General features: G+C 42.4%; 22 protein-coding genes. 6 read left to right on the plus strand and 16 right to left on the minus strand.

What is annotated here, in order from left to right:
• Nucleotides 1-4 precede the first annotated feature (4 nt).
• Genes PARA125_RS01475 through PARA125_RS01495 form a run of 5 tightly spaced genes read right to left on the minus strand, consistent with a single transcriptional unit; the run spans nt 5 to nt 4,427 of the window.
• Nucleotides 5-940: a glycosyltransferase family 2 protein gene (locus tag PARA125_RS01475; RefSeq protein ID WP_213156956.1), complete on the minus strand. Its 936-nt coding sequence runs from the start codon at nt 938-940 to the stop codon at nt 5-7.
• Nucleotides 937-1,878 (minus strand): NAD-dependent epimerase/dehydratase family protein, encoded by a 942-nt coding sequence (locus PARA125_RS01480; RefSeq protein WP_213156957.1) that lies wholly within the window; start codon nt 1,876-1,878, stop codon nt 937-939. Before PARA125_RS01480 ends, PARA125_RS01475 begins: the two co-directional genes overlap by 4 nt.
• A 1-nt stretch (nt 1,879) precedes the next feature.
• Complete coding sequence (rfbC, locus tag PARA125_RS01485) at nt 1,880-2,437, minus strand: dTDP-4-dehydrorhamnose 3,5-epimerase (RefSeq protein ID WP_213156958.1); 558 nt, start codon at nt 2,435-2,437, stop codon at nt 1,880-1,882.
• Nucleotides 2,437-3,570: a CDP-glucose 4,6-dehydratase gene (gene rfbG, locus PARA125_RS01490; RefSeq protein ID WP_213156959.1), complete on the minus strand. Its 1,134-nt coding sequence runs from the start codon at nt 3,568-3,570 to the stop codon at nt 2,437-2,439. The genes rfbC and rfbG overlap by 1 nt, the downstream gene beginning before the upstream one ends.
• Entirely contained in the window at nt 3,567-4,427 is an 861-nt protein-coding gene (locus tag PARA125_RS01495; RefSeq protein WP_213156960.1) for a sugar phosphate nucleotidyltransferase, read from the minus strand. The genes rfbG and PARA125_RS01495 overlap by 4 nt, the downstream gene beginning before the upstream one ends.
• A gap of 378 nt (nt 4,428-4,805) precedes the next feature.
• Between PARA125_RS01495 and PARA125_RS01500 the strand changes: the two genes are divergently transcribed.
• The 4 genes from PARA125_RS01500 to PARA125_RS01515 all read left to right on the plus strand — a co-directional run bounded on the left by PARA125_RS01500 (nt 4,806) and on the right by PARA125_RS01515 (nt 9,048).
• Nucleotides 4,806-6,017, plus strand: a complete 1,212-nt coding sequence (locus PARA125_RS01500) for a purine-cytosine permease family protein (RefSeq protein ID WP_213156961.1) — start codon at nt 4,806-4,808, stop codon at nt 6,015-6,017.
• A complete protein-coding gene (locus PARA125_RS01505) occupies nt 5,998-7,083 on the plus strand; it encodes an S-methyl thiohydantoin desulfurase family protein (protein WP_213156962.1) in 1,086 nt (361 codons plus the stop codon). Before PARA125_RS01500 ends, PARA125_RS01505 begins: the two co-directional genes overlap by 20 nt.
• A 10-nt stretch (nt 7,084-7,093) precedes the next feature.
• A complete protein-coding gene (locus PARA125_RS01510; RefSeq protein WP_213156963.1) occupies nt 7,094-8,656 on the plus strand; it encodes a hydantoinase/oxoprolinase N-terminal domain-containing protein in 1,563 nt (520 codons plus the stop codon).
• Nucleotides 8,657-8,742: 86 nt separating this feature from the next.
• Nucleotides 8,743-9,048, plus strand: coding sequence for a hypothetical protein (locus tag PARA125_RS01515; protein WP_249274110.1), 306 nt, complete (start codon nt 8,743-8,745; stop codon nt 9,046-9,048).
• Here PARA125_RS01515 and epmA read toward each other — a convergent pair.
• From epmA to PARA125_RS01530, 3 genes are all read right to left on the minus strand, one after another.
• Nucleotides 9,020-9,964, minus strand: coding sequence for an EF-P lysine aminoacylase EpmA (epmA, locus tag PARA125_RS01520; RefSeq protein ID WP_213156964.1), 945 nt, complete (start codon nt 9,962-9,964; stop codon nt 9,020-9,022). The genes PARA125_RS01515 and epmA overlap by 29 nt on opposite strands.
• A 9-nt stretch (nt 9,965-9,973) precedes the next feature.
• Nucleotides 9,974-10,543: an elongation factor P gene (gene efp / locus PARA125_RS01525; protein WP_213156965.1), complete on the minus strand. Its 570-nt coding sequence runs from the start codon at nt 10,541-10,543 to the stop codon at nt 9,974-9,976.
• A gap of 851 nt (nt 10,544-11,394) precedes the next feature.
• Nucleotides 11,395-12,744, minus strand: coding sequence for a hypothetical protein (locus PARA125_RS01530; protein ID WP_213156966.1), 1,350 nt, complete (start codon nt 12,742-12,744; stop codon nt 11,395-11,397).
• A 564-nt stretch (nt 12,745-13,308) separates the two neighbouring features.
• On the opposite strand from PARA125_RS01530, the gene PARA125_RS01535 reads away from it, so the two are divergent.
• Together PARA125_RS01535 and PARA125_RS10045 are read left to right on the plus strand one after the other, a co-directional pair.
• Complete coding sequence (locus PARA125_RS01535) at nt 13,309-13,542, plus strand: hypothetical protein (protein ID WP_213156967.1); 234 nt, start codon at nt 13,309-13,311, stop codon at nt 13,540-13,542.
• A 1-nt stretch (nt 13,543) separates the two neighbouring features.
• On the plus strand, nt 13,544-13,768 hold the full coding sequence (locus PARA125_RS10045) for a type II toxin-antitoxin system RelE family toxin (RefSeq protein WP_349305663.1): 225 nt from the start codon (nt 13,544-13,546) through the stop codon (nt 13,766-13,768).
• Between the two features lie 108 nt (nt 13,769-13,876).
• On the opposite strand, the gene PARA125_RS01545 is transcribed toward PARA125_RS10045, so the two are convergent.
• The 8 genes from PARA125_RS01545 to nuoG are packed head-to-tail and all read right to left on the minus strand — an operon-like array spanning nt 13,877 to nt 23,211.
• Nucleotides 13,877-15,307: an NADH-quinone oxidoreductase subunit N gene (locus PARA125_RS01545; protein ID WP_213156969.1), complete on the minus strand. Its 1,431-nt coding sequence runs from the start codon at nt 15,305-15,307 to the stop codon at nt 13,877-13,879.
• Nucleotides 15,304-16,761 carry a complex I subunit 4 family protein gene (locus PARA125_RS01550; protein WP_213156970.1) on the minus strand — a complete coding sequence of 486 codons (1,458 nt, stop codon included), beginning with the start codon at nt 16,759-16,761 and terminating at the stop codon, nt 15,304-15,306. Before PARA125_RS01550 ends, PARA125_RS01545 begins: the two co-directional genes overlap by 4 nt.
• Before the next feature lie 8 nt (nt 16,762-16,769).
• Complete coding sequence (gene nuoL, locus PARA125_RS01555) at nt 16,770-18,641, minus strand: NADH-quinone oxidoreductase subunit L (protein WP_213156971.1); 1,872 nt, start codon at nt 18,639-18,641, stop codon at nt 16,770-16,772.
• A 1-nt stretch (nt 18,642) separates the two neighbouring features.
• Nucleotides 18,643-18,942: an NADH-quinone oxidoreductase subunit NuoK gene (gene nuoK / locus PARA125_RS01560; RefSeq protein ID WP_213156972.1), complete on the minus strand. Its 300-nt coding sequence runs from the start codon at nt 18,940-18,942 to the stop codon at nt 18,643-18,645.
• Nucleotides 18,943-19,455: an NADH-quinone oxidoreductase subunit J family protein gene (locus PARA125_RS01565; protein WP_213156973.1), complete on the minus strand. Its 513-nt coding sequence runs from the start codon at nt 19,453-19,455 to the stop codon at nt 18,943-18,945.
• Between the two features lie 6 nt (nt 19,456-19,461).
• Entirely contained in the window at nt 19,462-19,935 is a 474-nt protein-coding gene (nuoI, locus tag PARA125_RS01570) for an NADH-quinone oxidoreductase subunit NuoI (protein ID WP_213156974.1), read from the minus strand.
• 1 nt (nt 19,936) lies between these two features.
• Entirely contained in the window at nt 19,937-20,914 is a 978-nt protein-coding gene (nuoH, locus tag PARA125_RS01575) for an NADH-quinone oxidoreductase subunit NuoH (protein ID WP_213157498.1), read from the minus strand.
• A gap of 2 nt (nt 20,915-20,916) precedes the next feature.
• A complete protein-coding gene (gene nuoG, locus PARA125_RS01580) occupies nt 20,917-23,211 on the minus strand; it encodes an NADH-quinone oxidoreductase subunit NuoG (RefSeq protein ID WP_249274111.1) in 2,295 nt (764 codons plus the stop codon).
• Nucleotides 23,212-23,215 lie beyond the last annotated feature (4 nt).

Genomic DNA, 23,215 nt, shown 5'->3' on the forward strand with positions numbered 1-23,215 from the left:
AAGTCTAATTTGAGCAGCCTTGAGTGAAATCTTGGGAAACCCAATAAAAATCTTGGCTGCTTAATTTCTTTTTTAACCATAAAGGAGCGCGGCAACTCATTCTGCCGATTTTATACCCCATCCATTTAGCAAGAATATGCAAAATGGCATAAGGGATCATCAAAGGCTGATTTTTTAAAAGCCTTTTAAACATTTCTTGAGCGTATCTTTTCCCTCTATCGCTATCTAAGCCCCCTCCTTGTAATAAGGCTTGAAGCTTTTTCCTCGCGAGTCCGGTGTCAAAATGACGTTCAAATTCTTGCTTCAAGGAGTAGCGATGGGAGTGATGGACAACCGCTTCTGCCACATAAGCAATGCGATGCCCTTTTCTTAATAATTGCGCCACAACAGCCGTATCTTCTCCTAAGAGAACTGCAGGAAATCCCCCTATTTCATCTAAGGCTTGGTTGCGATAAGCCGCACAGGAATTTGAGCAGAAAAAAATATAAGCTCCAAATTGGGCAGCATCCTCAATCCCTCTTAGATGGCTTTGTGCAGGGTAGTTAAATTCTCGGGGAAAGGCTTCAAAAAAGTCCGCGCCTGTATGGGCGATTTGGCGGGCATAGGTAATGGACGCTTTTCTTTGAAAAATAGGCTCTAGCAAATATTCTAACCCTTGCGGATGTGTCAGATACGCATCGGGTGTCATCATCACCACAATGTCGGTATTGAGATACTTCCGAGCCAATTCCCTGGTAGACCCGTGATTAAACAAAGCGCGTTTAATCACCAAAGTTTCTGCGCCCAGCGATTGCGCTAGCTCAACAGTTCCATCGTAAGAAGAGGAATTCACCACAAGGATACGAGGTTTCAAGGATGAATTTAAGAGAGGTGGCAAACAAAAGGGTAAATGCTTTTTCGCACAATGGGTGATCAATACTACACCTATAGACTCGGTCATGCGTGGGATTCTCCATATGTCTGTTGATAAAAAGAGGCCAACTCATCCCAAGCTTTTTGTTCACTCCATTCCAAATCATGAAGCAAACCTGTATTATAGCGCTCTTTTGGCTCACGAAAATCTGTCTGCATAAGCAATTCATATTCACAAGGTAAGCCTAAACGAGAACGTAATTCAGCCGCAAAACGGCTAGTAAAATCCCCTTGGCTTTCCACATACCCACTCGGATTGAACTTTTCAAATCCAGCTTCATCGCTAAGATTTTCGGCAAACTGAGCATAAGCTTTGGCAAGCAAGGATACATGGATATTATCGCGGATATAGGCAGGATGGCTTACCATGGCCACCTCTTTTTTAAACCATTTTTGGATGAGATAGGTGGTAAAACGCACCTCTTCGTAGGGACCAAAAGGATTAGGAATGACAAATTTTCCTAATTTCATGCTTAATTGTTCGGTATAAAATCGAAAAATGTCAGAAGTGACACCTTTTGATAACCCATAGGGGGAAAAAGCTTTTAAAGGGTGTACCCCTTCCCCCTCATTCTGTTCAAAAACAGTGCCTGTCAATAATACACGTTTGCAGTGTTTTCGCGAAAACGCTTCCAAGACATGCTTGAGATGAAAAACGTTATTGGCTACCGCTTTTCCCACATCAAACTCGGGACTTTTATAATTTGTCACGTCTGCTGCATGGTGGCAAAATAGATCCCAGGAACTTTCATTTTCAATCTGTTCTAAAAACTTTTGACTACCAAAAGTGCAATTAAAAACTGGATTACAAATCGGAAGAACCGCCTGAACTCGTTGTCCTCTTATTCCAAAATAATCAGCTAGAGGCCGTTTAAAAATGGCTGTTACCCGGTGCCCTTGTGCGACAAGTTGTTTTACAATCCACATGCCTGAAAACGAGCTAGCTCCCGTAAAAAGGATTCTCATTCTACCTGGCCACCTTATTTAAATGCTCACTCAAATCAAAGTCTGGATGGTTCTTATCCCGCTCTGAAATAAGGGCGGGCGCTGCAGGCCAACCAATCGCAAAGGCTGGATCATCCCACCGCACACCTCTTTCATACTCTTGGGAATAAAATTGAGAAACAAAATACATGATTTCTGAATCGGGCTCTAGCGTCATAAAACCATGGGCAAATCCTTTTGGCACATACATCATTAAGCGATTTTCAGAAGACAATACGGCTCCAAAAGCTTTTTTAAAAGTTGGCGAATCAACGCGCAAATCCACGATCACATCGTATAGGGCTCCTTGAATGCAGCGCACCAGCTTTGTTTCCTCATAAGGAGCAAGTTGATAATGCAAGCCTCGCAAGGTTCCTTTTTTAGCACTGAAAGAATTATTCACCTGCACAATACCCGACTCTAAACCATGCCGAGCAAATTCTTTTTGGCAAAAAAGGCGAGCAAAAAATCCCCGCTCATCTCCGAATTTATTTAAATCAATCATAAAAGCCCCTTCCAGGGGTGTGGGTATAAATTCCACTATTCCTCCACAGCTTGCTGATTTTTGGATTCCGCCCACCCTAATTTGCGCTTTTGGGCTTGCAAGCAATATTCTTGGATATGCTCCAGGGTCAACTGAAAGATCTTTTCATACTCCCCTTCCAGGGAAAATTTTTGGAAAGATTTAAACCAATTGACTGTATCTTTTAATGCCTCTTGCCAACCATACACAGGACTCCATTTTAAGCGGTGTGCGGCGTGCTCCCAGTTAAGGCGCAAAAGATTCATTTCCTTTTTTTGATTAGGCGCTTCCAAATTGATCCATCCCCCTTCTCCCCAATAGTCAACAGCTTTTTGCACAAGCGCTTCTACGGAAACCCCCTGCTGTTCTAATGGGCCGAAATTCCATGCTTCAGCAAAGGCTTGTCCCTGTGTCAATAAATTTTGAGCAAGACATAAATATCCACTCAGAGCATCTAAAACATGTAGCCATGGACGCACGCTGTAAGGGTTTCTGACTTCAATTAATTTCTTATTCATCAGAGCTTTCATGCAATCTGGCACAAGGCGGAAATCTGAAAAATCGCCTCCCCCAATCACATTTCCCGCTCTGGCAGAGGCGATCGCTTTAGAGGACTCGAAAAAGGAGGAGCGGTAAGCTTGTGTGGCAAGCTCAGCCATTGCTTTACTTGCGCTATAAGGATCTTTTCCTCCTAATCGATCATTTTCCCGATATCCCCAAACCCATTCTTTGTTTTCATAACATTTATCGGTCGTGATCACTAAGCACCCTTTCACACAATCACTTTTTCGCACTGCTTCCAATACATTGACAGTTCCCCCCACATTCACATCGAATGTCTCTTTGGGATCTGCATAAGATTTTAAAACAAGCGATTGCGCCGCTAAATGGAATACAAAGAGGGGTTGATGCTCCTGAATCGTGTCGTAAATTTTTTCGTAATTGCAGACATCTCCTGTCACATGCACGATTTTTTGACCTAAATTTGTCACTGAAAAATGACTTGGCTGGGTAGGCGCAGGTAAACTATACCCGATCACTTTTGCCCCTAATGCTTGCAACCAAATGGAAAGCCAAGAACCTTTAAAGCCGGTATGTCCTGTCACTAGAACGGGTAGGCCTCTAAGTGTGTTTTTAAAGTCATCGATCATTGCACTTTATCCTTTAATACCCGATTGGAAACTGTGCCCCTCTCCACAAAGGGAAGCGTGCGAATCCAGGGAGCATGCCCAGAAGCCCAAAGCTCATTCAAATAATCCCGCTCCCGCTGCGTATCCATGCATGCCCAAAATCCGCGATGCCGATACATGTTTAATTCCCCATCCTTAGCGAGATCGACAAGCGGTTGCCTTTCTAGCACACAGGTTTCATCTTTGTTCAAATAACGGCTAAAAAATTCCTTTTTAAAGAAAAAAAAGCCTCCGTTAATCCACTTTTCTTTAAATTCCGGTTTTTCAGAAAATTCAGCCACATTGTCTCCATTTAAGCGAATTTCGCCAAATCGAGAAGGAGGATTAACTCCTAAAACTGTTCCAATATTCCCATGTGAACAATGAAACTCATATTCCATTCTTAGATTCGCATCTGTCAAAGCGTCTCCATAAGTTACTGCCGCATGTTCGGCATCTAACAAATATTTTTCAGCGGCTATAGCCACGCGCCCACCTGTCATGGTCTTCTCGCCAGTATAGGCAACCGTTACTTCCCAATCTTCTTCGTGATCTATAGAGTGAACAGTCAGGTGATTTGATTTTAAATCGACAGTAAAATCGCTGTTCATCGAGGCATAATTCAAAAAATAGGATTTAATCACTTCCGATTTAAATCCCGCGCATAAAATAAATTTTTTAAATCCATGGCAGCTATAGGTGTGCATGATATGCCATAAAATGGGATAGTTTCCAATGGGAACCATGGGTTTGGGCCTGAATTCAGTTTCTTCTTTTATGCGGGTTCCCAAACCTCCGCAAAGGATAAATACGGGAACATTTTTGAAAGAATTGTTCATCTTGAAAATGCTCATTGTAGTGGATAGTAAAAGATATAAGCCCCCATACTACTTTTATCGTCCGATGAGAGTCAATCTTAAACCGCAATTAAGCAGAAAAATAATTAAATTTTTATTTTTAATAAGGTTCTTAAATCATTTTAATTTCCTTTTTCTAAACCCTCCTTCAAAAATTTCTCTTATTTTTAATTGACTAGTAAGACTCAATCTGATTTACTGCCATACAGTTTTTTATTAAAAATTTTAATCATTTGTTGTCTTTTGAAATGAACTTTAACGACCTAAAGCAAAATTTTGCTGTAAAGAAATTCAAACAACTCAGCAGGAATGTTCTGAATACGTTAATCAAAGTAAACCCTTTAAAAAAATAGGCGGATTATGATCGAACAACAAAACTGGTGGAAATTATCTAGTATCCAAATTGGAGGCGTGGTATGCCTCCCGATGATTATGATAGGTCACACTTTAAATCAACAATATGGCTTTGCTTCCGCTATTGGTGGAATTCTTTTAGGCAATGCTATCCTTTTGCTGATGGCTGTCGTCATTACTCATATGACCTGCAATAATCGAAAAACCACGATGGAAAATGCGATTGAATATTTCGGTAAAAAAGGGGTTTCTTTTTTTGCCTTGACCATGTCTATTTCCTCTTTAGTATGGTTTTCTGTTCAACTGAAAGTGATGAGTTTAAGCTTCCTCGATATTTTTGGTATTTCTCCTGAAAATCGTCTCCTTGAATTTATGGCAAATACAATTTTTGGGCTCTTAATCACTTTTGTTGTTTTTTATGGAATTCGAGCCATGGAAATTATCAGCAATATCAGCATGCCTTTACTTCTTTTAACCTTGGGATATGCTTGGTTTACAGCTGAGGCAGACACAACCCAAACCAACCATCTTCCTTTTACTTTTGCCGCCATCTCTACCGTTATGGGTATGGCGATTGTGTATGTGATCGACCTCCCCACCTTTATGCGCCACGCTCGCTCCTCAAAAGATGGAATGATTAGCATCCTGATTATTTTTGTCCTTACCATGCCAATGTTGGAAATCATCGGCGTCTACCTAGCCGCAGGCAAAACAGGAACCATTATCGATGTTCTTAAAAGATACAATGGGCCTGTGTGGAATCTCTGGGTATCCCTATTTCTCATTTTAGCTGGATGGACCACCAATAATATGAATCTCTATTCAGGCTCCACTAGCGCTCGCTCTATTTTTCCAAAACTTGATTATCCCTTTAACAGCACGATATTAATAGTGGGCTTGCTTGGAACTTTACTAGCCAATTTTGATTTGCTTACTCATTTAAACCTTGTTTTAGAAGTGATGGGAGTGGTGGTGACAAGCATGGGTGCTGTCATTATTACGCGCTATCTGATCTTGTTAATTTCCGGACAAGCTATTACCTCTAAAGATTACCCGTGGCATTTTGCAGCTTGGTTTATCGGCACTGTAGCCGGTATCTTAAGCATGAATGGCTTTGCGATCTCCTCTGTTTCAGCTATCGATGCAGCTATTGCAGCCCATTTAGGAACATTTTTAATTTTATTAAGCGGAAAGCAGCATGAAAAAGCTTACAGTTGATCAACTCGACGATCTCGCCATCGGGAGTGCTATTTTAGGATCTGGCGGCGGGGGAGATCCCGCCTACTTTTACATGATGGCAAACTACCTGATGGAAAAATTGGGACCTGTTTCAATTATTAAAACCTCTGAGCTAAAACCAGACGATTTTATTCTTCCCCTGGGAATGATTGGAGCTCCTTTGGTTGAGACAGAAAAATTCCCTACAGGACGTGAGTATGTCTCTCTTATTCGTGATGTAGAAACCGCGACAGGTAGAAAGGTAACAGTGCTCATGCCATGCGAAGCCGCGGGGAGCAATGCTTTTGTGCCTGTCATGATTGGGAACCAGCTAGGCCTTCCTGTCTTAGATGCAGATCTTATGGGAAGAGCTTTTCCCGAAGTTCAAATGTGCTCAAACCGCTTATTAGGACTTCCTCCGGCTCCAGCCTTTATTTCCGATTGCCTGGGCAATTCAGTCATCATCAATGCTCAAAATTCTTTAACACTGGAGAAAATTGCCCGCCAGATCACTATTTCCATGGGATCTTGGGGACTTTTTGCCGATCGACCCATGACAGCCCAAGAAGCAGAAAAATGTGTCATTCATAAAAGCATGTCGCGGGCTCTTTCCATTGGAAAAGCCCATCGTGAGGCCAAAGCCAAAGGAACAGATCCGTTAGAAGCTGTTTTGAATTTGTGTAAAGGCCTTTGTATCGGTACAGGCAAAATTACCGATATTGACCGGACCATTTCTAAAGGATTTCTAAAAGGTAGCGTCGCCATTCAAAATAAAAATGACCGGCTGGAAATCTGTTTCCAAAATGAATATTTGCTCGCTAAATGCAATGGCAAAATTCTAGCTACCACCCCCGATATTATTATGCTCATGGAGCAAGAAACGGGAGAGCCTATTACAAGCGAATCGCTTCGGTTTGGATTAAAAGTCGATCTCATAGTCCTCCCCTCCCCTTCCATTTGGACAACTAAGCAAGGCCTCGCCGTAGTAGGACCCCGTTATTTTGGCTATGAAACAGATTATTTACCTATTCAAAAAAGTAGACAAAAAGTCTTGTCATTAACTTGAGAAAATTTCTATGAAAAAACAAAGATACAAAATCGGGATTGACATAGGTGGAACAAATACAGATGTGGTGCTTGTCAATTCTGAAACAAAAATCGCCGCTTACACCAAGGTTGCCACAACCCATGAAGTCAATGATGGCATTCGGACGGGGCTTAAGCAAATCATGCAAGACACCAAAATTAAGGGAGAAGAGATTTCAGGGATTTTTTTGGGAACCACGCAAGCCGTTAATGCGATCCACCAAAGACATAATCTGAGCCGAGTAGGCGTCATCCGCATTGCGGGCCATCACCCCCAATCCCTCCCTTCTTGCTTTTCTTGGCCTAAAGATTTGCGCGATACCCTCTATGTTGGAACCGAAACAGTGGATGGAGGTTTTGAATGCCATGGAGACCTTATTACCCCTATTAACCCTCCTCAAATTCGTAAAGCTGTCGAAAACCTTCAAAAACAAAAAATGGAAAGCTTGGCGATTGTGGGGGTCTTTGCCTCGCTCAATCCCTGTCACGAGTTGCTAGCTAAAGAGATTAGCCAAGAAGTGACCAAAGGAAAAATTCCTATTTCCTTGTCTCATCAGATTGGCGGAGCGGGGTTCATTGAACGAGAGAATTCCACTATTTTGAATGCGGCTTTGAAATCTGTCATGTCTAACGTTTTTAAAAATCTGGTGGCTACATGCAGCGATTTAGGCATTGCTTGTCCTATTTGGGTCACTCAAAATAATGGTAGCATTTTGGATTTAGCCCATGCCATTGAATATCCCGTCTTAACCATTTCTGCCGGCCCGACAAATTCATTCATTGGTGGGGCAAGACTTGCCCAACTTGAAGATGCCATTGTGATTGACATTGGGGGAACTTCTACTGATATTGGGGTGATTCGCCGGGGGATTCCAAGACAATGCTTAAATAATTCAAAAATTGGGGGAATTAGTTTGAATTTCTCTATTCCTGATGTGTGCTCCATCGCCTTAGGAGGGGGAAGCCAGGTGAGGATTGAGCGCAACAAGTTCGAACTTGATTCTAAAAGCTGTGGCAACCGTACCTTTATTGAATCAGTCTCATTTGGGGGAAAGCAACTGACATTAACAGATATCGCTTTAGCACTTGGCCATTTAGAGATTCCGGGCGCACGCCCTAAAAATGTGACTCTCTCTCACCGGGGGTGTAAATTAGTGATGGATGAAGCCTTAAGAAAAATTTATGACCTCATTTCCACTATCAGCCCAGAAGAACGTTCCCTCCCTATCGTCATGATTGGAGGAGGAGCTTCTCTACTTCCTAAAAATCTTTTAGGTGGACGCTGCGTTATTCCTCCTTATGCCAATGTGGCTAACGCCTTTGGAGCAGCATTGGCTGAAATTTCTGCCACAGTTGATACCGTGGTTTCATTGTCCGAAAGGGAGAAAACGCTGGAAGCTTTGCGGCAACAGGCCATTCAGCTAGCCATCCAAAAAGGAGCCGATTTTAAAACCATTAAAGTCGTGGATTTAGAAATTTTGCCATATCCTTATATCCCCAACCAGCTGGCACGCGTGATTGTCAGAGCCTCGGGAAGTCAAAGCGCTTTTTAAAGATTTTTATGTACGAACGTGCCAATTCTCCTCTTTTACCCCCTAGAGCCTTTTATCGACGTCTACTGCGTAACCTTGGATGGGCCATGAGTTTTATTGGCTTCTCTTTAATGATAGGGATGCTGGGCTATCGCCACTTTGAAAAGATGCCGTGGATCGACGCTTTTGCAAATGCCTCCATGATCTTATCAGGAATGGGGCCATTAGGCTCCCTCCAAACAGCAGGCGGAAAATTATTTGCGGGTTTTTATGCCCTTTATAGTGGCTTAACCTTCATTTTTGCTCTAAGTCTTATATTTGCGCCCCTTTTTCACCGCTTCTTGCATAAATTTCATTTGGAAGAGGGAGGAGCCGCGCCTAAAACTAAGCTAAGTTCCAATCAAAAGGAATAACTTCAGCAAGGGAGAGGCATCGATGCCTCAACATCATCAGTCGATCAAAGCCAACCGCTACTCCACAACACTCGGGCAAGCCTTTTTCTAAGGCAGCTAAAAAATGCTCATCAATAGGCAAAGATTCTTTTCCTAAGAGCTTTTCACGATGTGTATTGGCTTCCATCAACCGTTTTTTTTGCTCTTGAGCATTTGCTAACTCATGGTAGCCATTCGCAAGCTCTACGCCTTCAAAATACACCTCAAACCGCTCTGCAACGTGCTCATCGCCATATCTCACTGTTTGGGCTAAAGCTGCTTGCGAGGCGGGATAATGGGAAAGCACAAATAAGCCATTGCGTCCTAGCTGAGGCTCTACCACTAAGCCAAGAATAATATTGAGCAATCCATCTTTATCTTCACCTGCTATAGAATGGATGTGATCAATGCCTGCATCCTGGATATATTGGCGCAATTCTTCTGTCGTGACTTGCAGGTAATCGAAGCTGGCAAAATGTTGAAAAACTTCTCGATAGGTCATCGAAGTAAAGGGAATGTCCCCTAGAAAAAGACGGATAAAATCAACCGTCTCGACGATCATTTGATCGAAAGAAAAGCCTAAACGGTACCATTCGGCCATCATGAATTCTGGATTATGTTTACGTCCATACTCTCCATCGCGGAAAACATGCGAAAGCTGGTAAATATCCCCCATCCCCTCCACCATTAAGCGCTTCATCCCATATTCTGGAGAGGAGTGTAAATATCTGCGATCTGTTCCCATATATTGCACAGGAATTAAGTCGATATGCTCATCCACAGCAGCATATCGACTAATCATGGGGCAATCAACTTCTAGAATTCCTCGCTGAGAGAAAAAATGGCGCGCTTTTGCTAACATTTGAGCGCGGTCTTTGAGAAGGGCAAGTTTATGCATGGCACTCGTCTAAGAAGATGCCCGAGAAACATACTCGCCAGTGCGGGTGTCAATTTTCACAATTTCACCTTGCTCGATGAAAATGGGGACTTGTACTTTGGCTCCGCTTGCTGTTACAGCTGGTTTTAAAACTCTGCCTGAAGTATCACCGCGCACACCCGGTGAAGTTTCCACAATTTCCATTTCCATGAAAGTGGGAGGCTCTACCGTGACGGGCTCTCCTTTATAGAAAATAATCTCATAAACAATATCTTCCATCAGCCAATCCATTGTCTCGCCAATGTTTTGGTTAGAAATCTTAATTTGTTCAAACGTTTTATCATCCATGAAAACAACGCCATCAGACTCTTTGTAGAGCATGCGCATTTCAGATTCTACCACGTCAGCAAGCTCAAATTTATCTCCCGATTTAACCGTGCGCTCGATCACGCGCCCTGTCATTAAATGCTTAAGTTTAACGCGATTAAAGGCTTGGCCTTTGCCGGGCTTAACAAATTCATTTGCCACGATTGTATAAGGTTGTCCTTCTACTTCCACTTTAAGCCCTTGCTTAAACTCGTTTGTGCTCACATATGCCATAAAAACTTTCCTTAAAAATGTTCATCCATAGCACGCAAGTTTAACAAAATAAAAGTCCCCCTGTCTAGCTTTTTAGTGTAGCTTGTACTTCTTTGATATAAGCAAAAGTATTAGCGATGCTAAGCTGCTGCCCTTTTAGAATTCTAGCAGGCTTCCCCATAACCATTCAGCCTCGTCGTTCTCAAGTTAATCGTTGCATTTCCATCTTCTCATAAAAAAAATCCTTTCCCCTTCAAAACATTCAAATTATAGTTTTTAACTATGGCAAACATGGAGAACGAGTTAATGATCCAATAATTGGGGTAGCAGAAATTTCTAAAGGAATTTTAACTTTTAGCACGTATGATCCAGAAATAAATTTAAATACAAAAAAGGTTTTAAAGAAACGTACGAAGAAGCTTTAATGGCCTTGTATGATTTCTCAGCTATGTACTGGGGCATATGCGCACAACTAATCTTCTAGAGAGCCAACCTTTGCCACAATCAGACATTGTACAAAACACATAAAGGATGCAGATCTAGGATTTGCGCGCTTACTAAGGTATACAAGCTAACAATAACAGCTGAAAGCTGAAAAGCGTGGAAGAAAACCTAGAGGGTATAAATGGGCAGAAAAGATTAACAATACAACCAAGTTTAAAGTTGATGAAAAAGCCAAAGCAAAAGAACAGATAGCATAGAAATTTCAAGAAATTGGGGAACGCTCATCCACACTATTTGACAATAGCTCTCCAATAAAACTCGGAGAGAACCTTTTCCTCTATGGGTTAATTTGGGCTGTGCAAGCAGTTCAGATAAAAAAGCCCATCGTGAAAATGCATGATGGGCTAAAACACTGGCATGCTGTTAGCTTAACAGGCCTCTGTCTCTTTATATGGCGTACCTTCAATATAGGCAAAAAATTGTTTTGCTATTGTTTCGTGTCTTTTCTGATGGTCTTTGACAAAATCTTCATTTTGCAATGTTTGCATTGCTTCCTGTATCTTAGGCGAAATTTCCTGCTGTTTTTTTGTAAAAACACAGTTTAAGTTCAAAAAAGAAGATTCTTCTGGTACTTTTTTCTTTAGGTAGTTCTGTACCTTTTCCTTCAGCTTTGCATCCATTAACTGAAGCTTTTTAAAGACTCGTTTTGTTAATTGAGTTTTCACTAAAGCAACCACAGCATTTACCAAGGGAATCAAGCCCAAGCTAAAAATACTCACTGTGATTTTCCATTTAGAAAGCTTTGGGACTACCGCTTTCTCATAATCACTTTTCACCTGCTTATGAAATTCTTCTAGACCAGCTTTAGCACTACCAAGGGATGTTCCATCAGGACCTCTTTCAGCTGATTGCCTCATTAAACCCCACAAACCGATTCTTGCGCACTTTTCCACACTTGCACCTTTGGGACCAAAAAGTTTATGCCATAAACCCGACTTTTTTGCGACCATGAGGCCAACCGGCTCAGTATCAATAAAGGCAATTTTCCCATCAGGAGTTAGGCGAATATTGTCAAAAGAAGCGTCTACAAACCCAGCTTTTTGAACAATGATCGATATTTTTCTTGCTATTTCCTTTTGGTGCACTGCATCCATCCCTCTAATAGTCAGGAAGGTGTCTTCAGCACTTAGAATATCGATTTTTTCACAAACTACGCAATACTTTCTAGTGGGTTCTGTCACGCCATCCGAATTTGCATAGGCCACAAGTTTCTTCTTAGGAAGGACGACTTGAATATTTGCCTCTTGAGCCACTTTTGCAATTCGATTGGCCATTTTTATTCTTAAAAGGCTTTCTTCATCGGTAAAAAAGGCCATTTCATTTCTATCATTAAAAGGCCCCATCGTAAATTGCCCTTTTGGAACCCTGGTAGCCCCTGATTTAATTATCCATCCCGGTAGGTCCTCATGCTCGAGAACGCTATAAAAAGGAAGCGGCTGACCTTGTAAAGTTGATTTAGTGCTCAGAAGTTTAAACTCATGCCGTTCAAGCATGGCATTCCTTCTTGGAACTCTCTCCGTCAGATCATAAGTTAGGGGCTCAGAAAGAACCTGTTGGACCTCAGGATTAGAGATTAACCGCTGGGCTGTTGCTGCAGCTTCAGGATTTTCTGTTTCTAGCAAGTGTTTTGATACTCCTTGCTTACTCAAATCCACTGGGGGCACATAAGTATTTGAATAATAAAATGATTTAAAAAATTCAGAAAAAGTTGGCGTCATGATTTTTTACCCTTTAGTCTAATTTATAATTTTAATAGCAAAAAGTGGCTGTTAATATTTTTTAAAATAAGATATATGTCAACTCATTTTATTGGCAGCGTAGTGCTACCCTAATAATTTTAATCACTTTTATCAAAGCTTATCTTGAAACCCAAAAAGAGAAAAGACGCTCATCTACCTTTAGAAACCAACGTTTTAGAATGTTTATTCACAACCTACCATCAATCAAGATTTGCGACGCCTTTCACAAAAGGTGCCGTATAGAAGGCTTTCTTAAATCGATAAAGCTAAATACTAGCTTTGAGAAATTATCCACCCTATTGTTCCCTCTTAAAAGAATTGCCTTTTCGCATCAATAGTTGCTTATTACAAGCTGGAACTTTTGAAGATCAAGAGCTCATCGAACCACCTTGCTTTGAAATACAGGTTAATTGTGAAAACCAATCCAGGAGATTTTCAAAAAAACTCCTTGAAGAACTGCTCATGTGTAAGGTGAGAGCCTCCTCAAATTCAAGCTAAAAGCCTAGTTAATTTTTCATTTACTCTATAATTAGGAGAGAAGATATGAAAAATACCGTGCGCTTAAATTTCGAGTTTCCAACAGAACCCTACTCTTATTTAAAAATGCTGTGCTTTAAAAAGGGGATATCTTCGAAAGAGTTTGCCTCTATTTTGCTCATCCGCGAAATAGAAGAGTACGAAGACCGTTTATTGGCTAAAAAAGCTCAAGAGTGCCTTTTTGAAATTGATGAAGATAAAAATATAGACTTTGAGGAAGCGAGCAGTTTTGCCGGATGAGATGAAGGAGAAAAAGTATAAAATACTATTTAGCAAAAATTATTTAAAGGGCCTTGAAAAGATCCCCAAAAAAGACCAAAAGGCTATTCGTGAAAACATTTCATCCCTCGCTCATAATCCCCACCCCGAAGGATGTGGGGATTATCGGGTCGTTTATACAATCAAGGGCACAATTTTGCTTATACTTGTCATTGAGGTCGGACATAGGAAAGATATTTACCGTTGAAAACAATTCGGAATTTTATGAAATCACTTAAAATTAGGAGAGCTAATCACCACCCGTTTGTGTAGGAATAAGCGAAGTTCTAATTCTCTCTCGACCCAAAGCTATGCCCTAGTTCAACCAAGCCAATAAAGGGGTTGGATAGCAAGAAAGAACTACGATAGCTGCGCATGAAAGAACGCCCACGACTGCTGCTGGCCAAGAATAAAAGATCGATACCTTTTCGGAAGGCTCTTCTGCCAGCATCACAGCAACAATGCGCAAGTAATAGTAGGCTGATAAGATGGTTGTCAAAAGTCCTATCGCCACAAGCCCATGATAACCGGCCTGAAAGGCCACTTTAAAGACATAAAATTTGGCAAAAAATCCCACGGTAGGAGGAATCCCTCCGAGAGTTAAAAGACAAAGGATAAAGCTTCCTGCTAAGAGGGGAGATCGCCTAAATAACCCTTGTAAATCTTTTACCACAAACCCTTCATCAGCCCGATCCAATAAAGCAAGCGTCGCAAAACAACCCAAAGTCGCGATCACATAAATCGCTAAATAAAATAGCAAGGCTGGTAGGGATTCGGAAGTTCCTGCTACTAAAGGAAGGAGTAAAAATCCGGCATGCGAAATTCCAGAATAAGCAAAAAACCGGCGCAAATGCGTTTGCTTTAATGCTAAAAAATTCGCATAGATTAAGGTGAGATAAGCCAACCAAACAATCGCGTCGTTCCAAACCGGATCAAATTGGGGTAAAACTCCCAAAAAGAGACGGACAAAAGCCGCAAAAGCACCTGCCTTAGTTCCGACTGCCATAAAGGCTGTCACAGGCGTAGAAGCTCCTTCATAGACATCGGGCGCCCAAAGATGGAAAGGCACGATAGCAGCCTTAAAGGCAATTCCCATCGTCACCAAAGCGATGCCACTGAGAAAGAGGGTTTTATCCGTAACCGAATGCAATCCTCGATAGCCCGGCAATAAGGCGTTAAAATGGGTGGTCCCTATCGCCCCATAAATCAAAGCTATTCCATAAAGAAGAACGGCTGCAGCAATCGACCCCATTAAAAAATACTTGAGGGAAGCTTCTTGAGAAAGGGAGCATTTCTTCCTATAGCCACATAAAATATAAAGAGCAATGGAAAGGGTTTCTAATCCTAAAAACAGCACTAAAAAGTCCACCGCGGTTGTAATTAAAACCAACCCGAAAAGAGAGGAAATCAGCAAAAAGTAAAATTCTCCTCTCGAACTTTCAACGCGTTGAAAAAAAGTAGCAGACAAACAAGCCACGCCAAGGCCAATCCCTAAAAATAAGGTGGTAAAGTAGCGTCCGATGGCATCAAACTGCAGCCAAGCGGACAACAAGGGATGCCCCTCAAAAGGTGCTTTAAAAGTAGCCCAAAGGGCTGCTAGGATCACTGCTATAGAGAAACCAAAAGCCCCTTTTCTGGATAGTGATTCTGAAAAACTTTCGATAAGAATTAATAAAAGTGCTCCTATTAATAAGATCGGCAAGGGGCTGATCGAAGCGAAATCAGCAAAGTGCAGCGCCGTATTCATGGAGCCTCCTGCGATTTAGTGAGTAGGGACATAGGTGAAATCGATTCAATTTGTTTTAACAAAGGGTCTGGATAAAGACCAATCCACAAGATCAAGGCAATAAGAGGAAAAGCTACTGCCATTTGCTTGCCTGACACATCCTTTCCCGTTTGTTTAAGAGGGGTTGGATTTTCAAAGTATACCTTTTGCATAAAACGGAGCATATAAGTTACCGATAAAACGATAGCCAAGCTTAAAAAACCAGCTAACCCAGCATTTTGGCTAAACAATCCATAGAGAATAAGCAATTCCCCTATGAAATTATTTGTTCCCGGTAAAGCAACGGACGCTAAAACAAACATCAAAGTGATCCAACAAAGCTGGGGAAAATATTTTGCCAATCCGCTGATTTCACGCATAGAGGTTGTACCCACTCTTTCCTCTAGCCATCCAATGACCAGAAAAAGCCCCGCAATCGTTACTCCGTGGTTTAAAGCTTGTAAAATCGCTCCAGTTTGGGAGGATGAGCTCCAGATAAAAAGCCCAGCTAGAATAAAATTGACGTGTGAAAGGCTAGAATAAGCGATTAAACGTTTGAAATCTTGCTGCCGCCAAGCCGCCAAGCCACCGTAAACTACTCCGACAAGCGCCAATCCTAATAAGCAAGGATTCCATTGTTGCATGATGGTGGGAAACAAACCATAACTTACTCGCAAAATTCCATAAATCCCTGCTTTTGAAAGTAACGAGGAAAGAAGAATGGTGCCTGAAGTTGAAGCTTGGCAATAGGCATCCGGCTGCCAAGCATGAAAGGGAAAAAGGGGCGTTTTAACCGAAAAAGCTAAAAGAAAAATGGCACATAATCCTGAGGCATAAGGAAGATTGGGGGCAATTTTAGTCAGAGCATCTAAATTAAAAGTCGCAGGGCCACTTGAAGATGAACTAAAATAAAGCGCTAAAACAGCTAAAATCATGAAAGCCGAGCCCGCAATCATGTAAACCAAAAACCTAAGAGCGGCAGATTGGCCATGCGGCCCTCCCCATAAGTTAATCATCAAATAAAGAGGGATAAGCATTGCTTCCCAAAAGATGGTAAAAAGAGCTAAATCTCTCGCTGTAAAAAATCCGATGAGGAGACCTTGTAAAATTAAAACCAAGGCATAAAAAATTTTGGGAAAAGGGAGTTCGCCCCAAGCCGATAGGATCGCCACAGGAATAATCACCGCTGTTAAATAAAGAAAGAGCAGCGACAACGTATCCACCCGTAAATAGAATTCAATCGAAAGGGGCTGCAACCAGGGAAGCTGAACAGAAGAGCCATTCAAATGTGCCCCATGATAAAGTAACATTCCTAAAGGCAATAAACCCAAGAGGAACGCCACCCTTTTTAAAAATTTTTGATATCCTATTGGCAACAGTACTATTAAGATTGCAGCCAAAAATGGAATCGAGAATAACGCCAATAACGCTTGCATGTTATCTTTCAAAATCCTAAGTAAAAAACCAAAATGACTATTCCTATCACCATCCAAGCCACATAGGAACGGATCTGCCCGCTTTGAATTTTCTGTAAATAGCCTGCCCCTCTTTGCACTCCGCCGCTTAGAATTTTTATCGATCCGCCAAATACAAGAGGTTCAAAAAAACGGGTAGTAGACTGGGCTAAAACTTTTAAAGGTCTGACCAGGCTTCTTTCATAGAGGGTATCGACATAAAACGCTTTGTTGAACAAAGGGAGCGTTTTTTTTAACTGCTCTGAATAACGAGTATAAGCAAAGACAGCTGCACCCACTGATAAAATTCCCCCTATAATGGATAACCATGTCTCAAAAGACCGGAATAGATTTGTGTGCAATACTTCCTCTTCCATACTTGGGTCATGCCCTGCCAAGAAATGTTCTAAAAGGGCCGGCTCCCCCACCCCAAACCCTAAAAACCCTCCAAATATCGATAGCAAGGCCAGCAAGGCAACCGGCCAAATCATGACAGCAGGTGCTTCTTTAATCGTTTTCAATGCCTTAGCTTCCACAGACATTTTTCCCCTGAAGGCCAGGACATAAGCCCGTGTTAAGTAAAAAGCTGTTAAAAGAGAAGTCAACCATCCTACGTAAAATAGTTTTTTAAAACCGCTCAGATAACCTTTTTCTAAAATTAAGTCCTTGCTAAAGAACGCTGACAAAGGGGGAATCCCCGACAAGGCTAATACGCCTATTAAAAAGAAAAGATCCGTTTTAGGTAGCACCTTGTATAATCCCCCCATCTTTCGCATATCTGTACTTCCTTGCATCCTATGCACTACGTTCCCCGCGGAAAGAAAGAGGAGAGCTTTGACAAACGCATGCGTGGTTAAGTGAAACAGCGCTGCATAAAACGCTCCTGTTCCGCAAGCTAAAAACATATAGCCTAATTGGCTGACAGTAGAGTAGGCTAGAACGCGCTTAAGATCATGTTGGGCTAAAGCGCATAAAGCTGCAAATAAGGCAGTAGTAGCTCCTACATACCCCACTAAATGCAGAGTATCGGGGGTTGCTAAAAAGACATGCCTCAGTCGCACGACGAGGTACACTCCCGCCGTCACCATCGTGGCAGCGTGAATGAGAGCCGAAACAGGCGTGGGCCCTTCCATGGCGTCCGGTAACCAAACATGCAAAGGAAGTTGAGCCGATTTACCGATAGCTCCAACGAAATATAACAAAGTCAAAACGGATAAAAGGGGGGCTCCTACCAAAAATCCTTGGGAGACCCGATTAGAAATTGCCGTAACATCACTTGTTCCAAAAAGATAAAAGGTCAATAATAGCCCAAGTAATAAACCTAAATCTCCAATTCTATTCACCACAAAGGCTTTTTTGGCCGCAGCAGCAGCTGGAGGGCTTTCATACCAAAATCCAATCAAAAGGTAAGAAGCCACCCCTACCCCTTCCCAACCCATAAACAACAGGAGGAGGTTTGCCGACAAAACTAACAACAGCATGGCAAATACGAAAAGATTTAAGCAGGCAAAATAGCGCGCATAATCGTGGTCGTGCTCCATATAGCCGATCGAGTACAGATGAATTAAAAACCCTATCCCTGTAATAATTAAGGTCATTAAGAGGGAGATAGAATCTATGTGCAAAGAAAAATCTGCTTGAACTTTTTCTATAGAGATCCATCGATATAGCTCAATATTAAAAGGTTGCAAGTCTGTTTGTACATAGTGGTAAACGGCGCTTGAAAAACAAAAAAAAGAAATGAACAGGGTCGTACAAGCTATTATCCCTGCCAAACGGCGCCCCACGCAGCCAGAGGAACACATCAGCACAAAAAAGCCAACTAATGGTAAAAAAAGTCCGATCAAAATGGCATAGGGCATTTTATCCTCTCAACGTATTGAATTGATCCACATCTACCCCCTGTTTTGTGCGAAATAGATGAATCATAATCGCTAAACCTACTGCGGCTTCTGCGGCAGCTACCACCAAGACAAAGAAAACCCACATTAAGCCAATTTGGTTTCCCCAGTGATACGCAAAAGCGACAAAGAGAAGATTGGCCGCGTTAAGCATGAGTTCTATAGAGAGAATAAAAATTAGCGCATTGCGCCTAGCCAATACTCCCACAACGCCAATCGAAAACATGGCCATACTGATAAAAATAATCAGCAAAATATCCATTCATTCCCCCTTCCTTGCAATAAACACAACCCCAATCACCGCCATCAAAAAAAGTAAAGTCACGGCCTCAAATGGGAAAAAGAAATCGGCATAAAGGGCTTTTCCCAGGGTTTCCACAGAGCCAAAGGCTTCAGCTTCCGGGGGACCATTGGAGGTAGTCAGGTAAAAAAAGCGCGTACTTAGGAACAGCAGGGTGAATAAAAATAATCCTCCTGCTGCAAATAACAAAAAGGGGGCACTTTTTGCTCTAATACGCTCCATTTTTTCATGGGCGTCCTGAAAAAGAACGATCACAAACATGAAGATGACTAAGATTGCCCCGGCATACACTAAAACCTGCATGACCGCAATAAAGGGAGCAGAAAGTTGTTGATACAACCCTGCAAGGGCCAATAAGGTCAACAGAAATGAAAGGCTTGCGTAGATAGGCTTACGCGCCAAAATCACCCCCAGAGAGGATAAAATAAGAATGGCTCCAAAAACCCATTCAGCAACGTTCGGAAGTCCTGACATAACCCCTCAAATCTCCCGTTTCGGATCGCGGCCTGAATCACCCGGATTTTTCTCAGTCAACATATCTTTAGTATAGATGAGCGATTCGCGCGTATATCCAGACAACTCATATTGATTTCCTAACACAATCGCTCCCGTCGGACAAGCTTCTTCACAATATCCACAAAAAATGCAACGAAGCATATTGATTTGAAAATCGGCTGCATACCGTTCCCCATGCGAATGCTCATGGTGAGGCTTATTTTCAGAAGGCTTGACATAGATAGCTTGCGCGGGACAGGCGATAGCACATAACTCACACCCCACGCACCGTTCTTTCCCATCTTCCCATTTAGTGAGGTAATGGCGTCCTCGCGAGCGCTCCGGTAACTGGCGCTTTTCTTCAGGGTAGGAAAGCGTGACGGGTTTGACAAACATGTGCTTAAGCACAATGAATAAACCTCGCAGCATGGCTAAAACTTGTTTGAGCGTTTCTTTCATTTTACTCCAAAATAAAATAGGCGGTTACCAGCAAGTTTAAAGTGGCAAGCGGGATCAATATTTTCCAACCGAAACTCATCAGTTGGTCATAACGAAAGCGGGGCAATGTGGCTCTTACCCACATAAATAAGAAGACAAAGAAAGCCACTTTTAAGCAAAACCAAATAAGGGGAATATTTCCCGGTCCATGCCAGCCCCCCAGAAATAAGGTCACTGCGATCGAGGAAACCGCTAAGATATTGATATATTCTCCCAGAAAAAAGATGGCAAATTTCATCCCTCCATATTCAGTATGGTAACCCGCCGTTAATTCCTGTTCTGCTTCAGGCAAATCAAAGGGAGCCCGATTTGTTTCAGCAAATCCAGTGATCAGGTAGATCAAAAAGCTAATCGGATTGCTCCATAAAAACCAGTGATGGCGTTGAGCTTCCACAATCTCAGAAAGATTGAGAGTCCCAGCAGCTAAGACCACCGTCAAAAGAGATAATCCCATGGGGATCTCATAGCTAATCATTTGGGCCGTGCCACGCAACCCTCCCAATAAGGAATAACGGTTATTAGAGGCCCATCCTGCTAAAACAACTCCATAAACAGCCAAGGAAGAAAAAGCCAGTAAAAATACAATGCCTGCATTCACATTGGCAATTTGTAAATGAATTTCTCTCCCCCACAATTGGACCGTTCCCCCAAACGGAATTAACACAAATAAAAATAAGGCAGTAAAAAGAGAAATGGCCGGCGCAAACCAGTAAGTCAATTTCTCAGCCCCTGCCGGTTGAAATCTCTCCTTGCAAAGCAATTTGATTCCATCCGCAATCGGTTGTAACAAACCTAAGGGACCTAGACGATTGGGTCCCATCCGCAACTGAAGGCGAGCTAATACGATCCGTTCCAGAAAAGTCATATAAGCTGCAGCGCCCATCAAAGCCAGAATTACAATCAAGCCTTTTATTAAAACTTCAACAGCATCAAGCCACATGATCACAATACTTCTTTACTTATTTCTACAATCAAGCCATTTAACAAATTCACACCCAGTTCATGCACTGGCAGCTGGGGAAATCCAAGCGGCAATACCACCGTTTTTTGAGCGACATTTTTATCTAGTTTCAGTTGCCCTACGATTGTATTTCCCCGCGCAGAAATCTTCACCTGATCTCCATTCATTAGCCCCCTTCTTTGCCCCTCAAGGGGATTTATCCGAATAAAAGGCTCTTTTGCTAAATGGATGAGATGCGGATTATGTTTCATCCGATTTCCTTTATCAAATAGAGCATGGGCGAAGGTCGCATAAAAAGAATTTCCACCCAGTGGACCTAAAAAAGAAACTTCGCTTCCATGCAAATCCTCGTTCCTATAAGAGGATAATATTTTTGTTTTTAAACTATCTTCCAAGCCGATATCCACTGTCAGCTTTTGTCCTAAATGCTGAGCGATCAGCATAAAAATCTCCCCATCGCTATACAAATTGGAAGGGATCTCTTTGCCTGGAGATAGCTTTTGCACCCGGCCTTCGATATTGATAAAGCTTCCTTTTTTTTCAACAAATGAGAGTGCGGGTAGTACCAAATCTGCTTGTAAAGCCGTTTTGGTTAAAAATAAATCTTGAACGACTAAAAAATTCAATTTTTCCCGACATTCTTTCCACAATGTGGAAGGAAATTTAATGGCTGGATCTGCCCCTACCACGTACAAAAAATCCCAACCACTTTGGGCTGCCTTTTCCAAAACTTGAATCGCATTCATCCCCGAATTTTCAACAATCCCTTCAAAAGGACCTCTATCTGGTCGCATGCCGGCTAGCCGCGCTCCCATGCTGTTTCCCCTTCCCTCCATCACATTTAAAGATAAAGAAGGGTTTTCCCGTCGAATTTTTATGAGCTGAGAGACTATTTGAGCTCTATGGGGTGTGGCTAAATATTGGGTCCCCACAAAAATAGCTCCCGGCCCTTTTTCCGCCATTCTTTCAAGGAATATTTTAGCCTGTTGAATCATCTCCACTTCCTCCCCGGGAGGATGAATCACTACATTTTGCAGTTGAGAGGCAATCTCAGGGGCATAATGCCCAAAATAATGCACAATGGCTCCACGATTAAGAGCCTGCTTCAGTCTTAACCATATCACCGGAAACTCTTCCGTCAAATCAAACCCAAGCAAGAGTGCATAGGCTAATTCTTCACACTCTCCAACCGTGCCTTCCATCCCGGGGGAGGCCCCCTCCTCTTCTTTAGGCATAATGGGCATACCGATACGGTGATCGAGATGATGGACTCCTGCACCCTCACGCATCAGTTTTTGCAAGAGATAATTCTCTTCTAGCGTCAAAGGATTGCCTCCCCAAGCAGCCAGCTTACCTTGTGGCTTCGCTTGGCTAAGCTTTTCTGCAATTAAGCTGAGCGCCTGATCCCATGTGGTGGGTTCTAGCTTATCGCCCTTGCGAATCAAAGGAGCTTGCAAACGATGGGGGTGTGAGGCAAATTCATATCCAAACCATCCCTTATCGCATAACCACATGTCATTTAAAGAAAGGTTTTCTTGGGACCGTATGCGCATGATTTGCCCATCTCTCGCATCGATTGTCAGGCTACATCCAACAGGACACAGGGTGCAAGCGCTATTGGTCGAATCGTTATCCCATGGTCGGGCCCTAAAACGGTAAACCTGGCTCGTTAGAGCCCCTACAGGGCAGATTTGAATAGTATTTCCTATAAATTTTGACTGGACCGGCCCCTGACCCGGCGTTCCCACTTCAGTGCGATAACCTCGATTGACAAATTGAAGAGCATGATCTCCCGCTATAACCTCCCCAAAACGTGTACAGCGAGCACAAGCAATGCACCTCTCCCGATCCAACATAAGCACATGCCCGAGCGGCAAAGCTTTTTTAAAATGGCGCTTTTCTTCAAAAAACTGGCTTTCCCCTGGCCCAAACTTCAATGTTTGATCTTGTAAGGGACATTCTCCCCCTTTGTCACAAATCGGGCAATCTAGAGGATGGTTGATCAATAAAAATTCGAGAATGGATTTGCGCCCCTCCACAGCTTTATCGGCTTGCGTGTGCACTACCATCCCCTCGGTAGCTTCTAAGGTACAGGAAGTTTGAAGTTTTGCCATTTTTTCCACTTCCACCAAACACACTCGACACGCTCCAAAAGGAGGCATCCGATCTTGATAACAAAAAACGGGAACTTCAATACCCAACTGCTTGATAGCTTTATAGACAGTCGTGCCTTTAGGCACACTCACCGTTTGCCCATCAATCGTTAAATTTATCATCGTT

Origin of the sequence: Parachlamydia sp. AcF125, assembly GCF_018342475.1 — a bacterium.
Classification (GTDB): Bacteria; Chlamydiota; Chlamydiia; order Chlamydiales; family Parachlamydiaceae; genus Parachlamydia.

Bases quoted from the DNA above. Each gene is read 5' to 3' on its own strand.
- PARA125_RS01475 (WP_213156956.1), bottom strand. From the start codon at position 940: ATGACCGAGTCTATAGGTGTAGTATTGATCACCCATTGTGCGAAAAAG.
- PARA125_RS01480 (WP_213156957.1), bottom strand. From the start codon at position 1,878: ATGAGAATCCTTTTTACGGGAGCTAGCTCGTTTTCAGGCATGTGGATT.
- rfbG (WP_213156959.1), bottom strand. From the start codon at position 3,570: ATGATCGATGACTTTAAAAACACACTTAGAGGCCTACCCGTTCTAGTG.
- PARA125_RS01495 (WP_213156960.1), bottom strand. From the start codon at position 4,427: ATGAACAATTCTTTCAAAAATGTTCCCGTATTTATCCTTTGCGGAGGT.
- PARA125_RS01500 (WP_213156961.1), top strand. From the start codon at position 4,806: ATGATCGAACAACAAAACTGGTGGAAATTATCTAGTATCCAAATTGGA.
- PARA125_RS01505 (WP_213156962.1), top strand. From the start codon at position 5,998: ATGAAAAAGCTTACAGTTGATCAACTCGACGATCTCGCCATCGGGAGT.
- PARA125_RS01510 (WP_213156963.1), top strand. From the start codon at position 7,094: ATGAAAAAACAAAGATACAAAATCGGGATTGACATAGGTGGAACAAAT.
- PARA125_RS01515 (WP_249274110.1), top strand. From the start codon at position 8,743: ATGAGTTTTATTGGCTTCTCTTTAATGATAGGGATGCTGGGCTATCGC.
- epmA (WP_213156964.1), bottom strand. From the start codon at position 9,964: ATGCATAAACTTGCCCTTCTCAAAGACCGCGCTCAAATGTTAGCAAAA.
- efp (WP_213156965.1), bottom strand. From the start codon at position 10,543: ATGGCATATGTGAGCACAAACGAGTTTAAGCAAGGGCTTAAAGTGGAA.
- PARA125_RS01530 (WP_213156966.1), bottom strand. From the start codon at position 12,744: ATGACGCCAACTTTTTCTGAATTTTTTAAATCATTTTATTATTCAAAT.
- PARA125_RS01535 (WP_213156967.1), top strand. From the start codon at position 13,309: ATGAAAAATACCGTGCGCTTAAATTTCGAGTTTCCAACAGAACCCTAC.
- PARA125_RS10045 (WP_349305663.1), top strand. From the start codon at position 13,544: ATGAAGGAGAAAAAGTATAAAATACTATTTAGCAAAAATTATTTAAAG.
- PARA125_RS01545 (WP_213156969.1), bottom strand. From the start codon at position 15,307: ATGAATACGGCGCTGCACTTTGCTGATTTCGCTTCGATCAGCCCCTTG.
- PARA125_RS01550 (WP_213156970.1), bottom strand. From the start codon at position 16,761: ATGCAAGCGTTATTGGCGTTATTCTCGATTCCATTTTTGGCTGCAATC.
- nuoL (WP_213156971.1), bottom strand. From the start codon at position 18,641: ATGCCCTATGCCATTTTGATCGGACTTTTTTTACCATTAGTTGGCTTT.
- nuoK (WP_213156972.1), bottom strand. From the start codon at position 18,942: ATGGATATTTTGCTGATTATTTTTATCAGTATGGCCATGTTTTCGATT.
- PARA125_RS01565 (WP_213156973.1), bottom strand. From the start codon at position 19,455: ATGTCAGGACTTCCGAACGTTGCTGAATGGGTTTTTGGAGCCATTCTT.
- nuoI (WP_213156974.1), bottom strand. From the start codon at position 19,935: ATGAAAGAAACGCTCAAACAAGTTTTAGCCATGCTGCGAGGTTTATTC.
- nuoH (WP_213157498.1), bottom strand. From the start codon at position 20,914: ATGTGGCTTGATGCTGTTGAAGTTTTAATAAAAGGCTTGATTGTAATT.
- nuoG (WP_249274111.1), bottom strand. From the start codon at position 23,211: ATGATAAATTTAACGATTGATGGGCAAACGGTGAGTGTGCCTAAAGGC.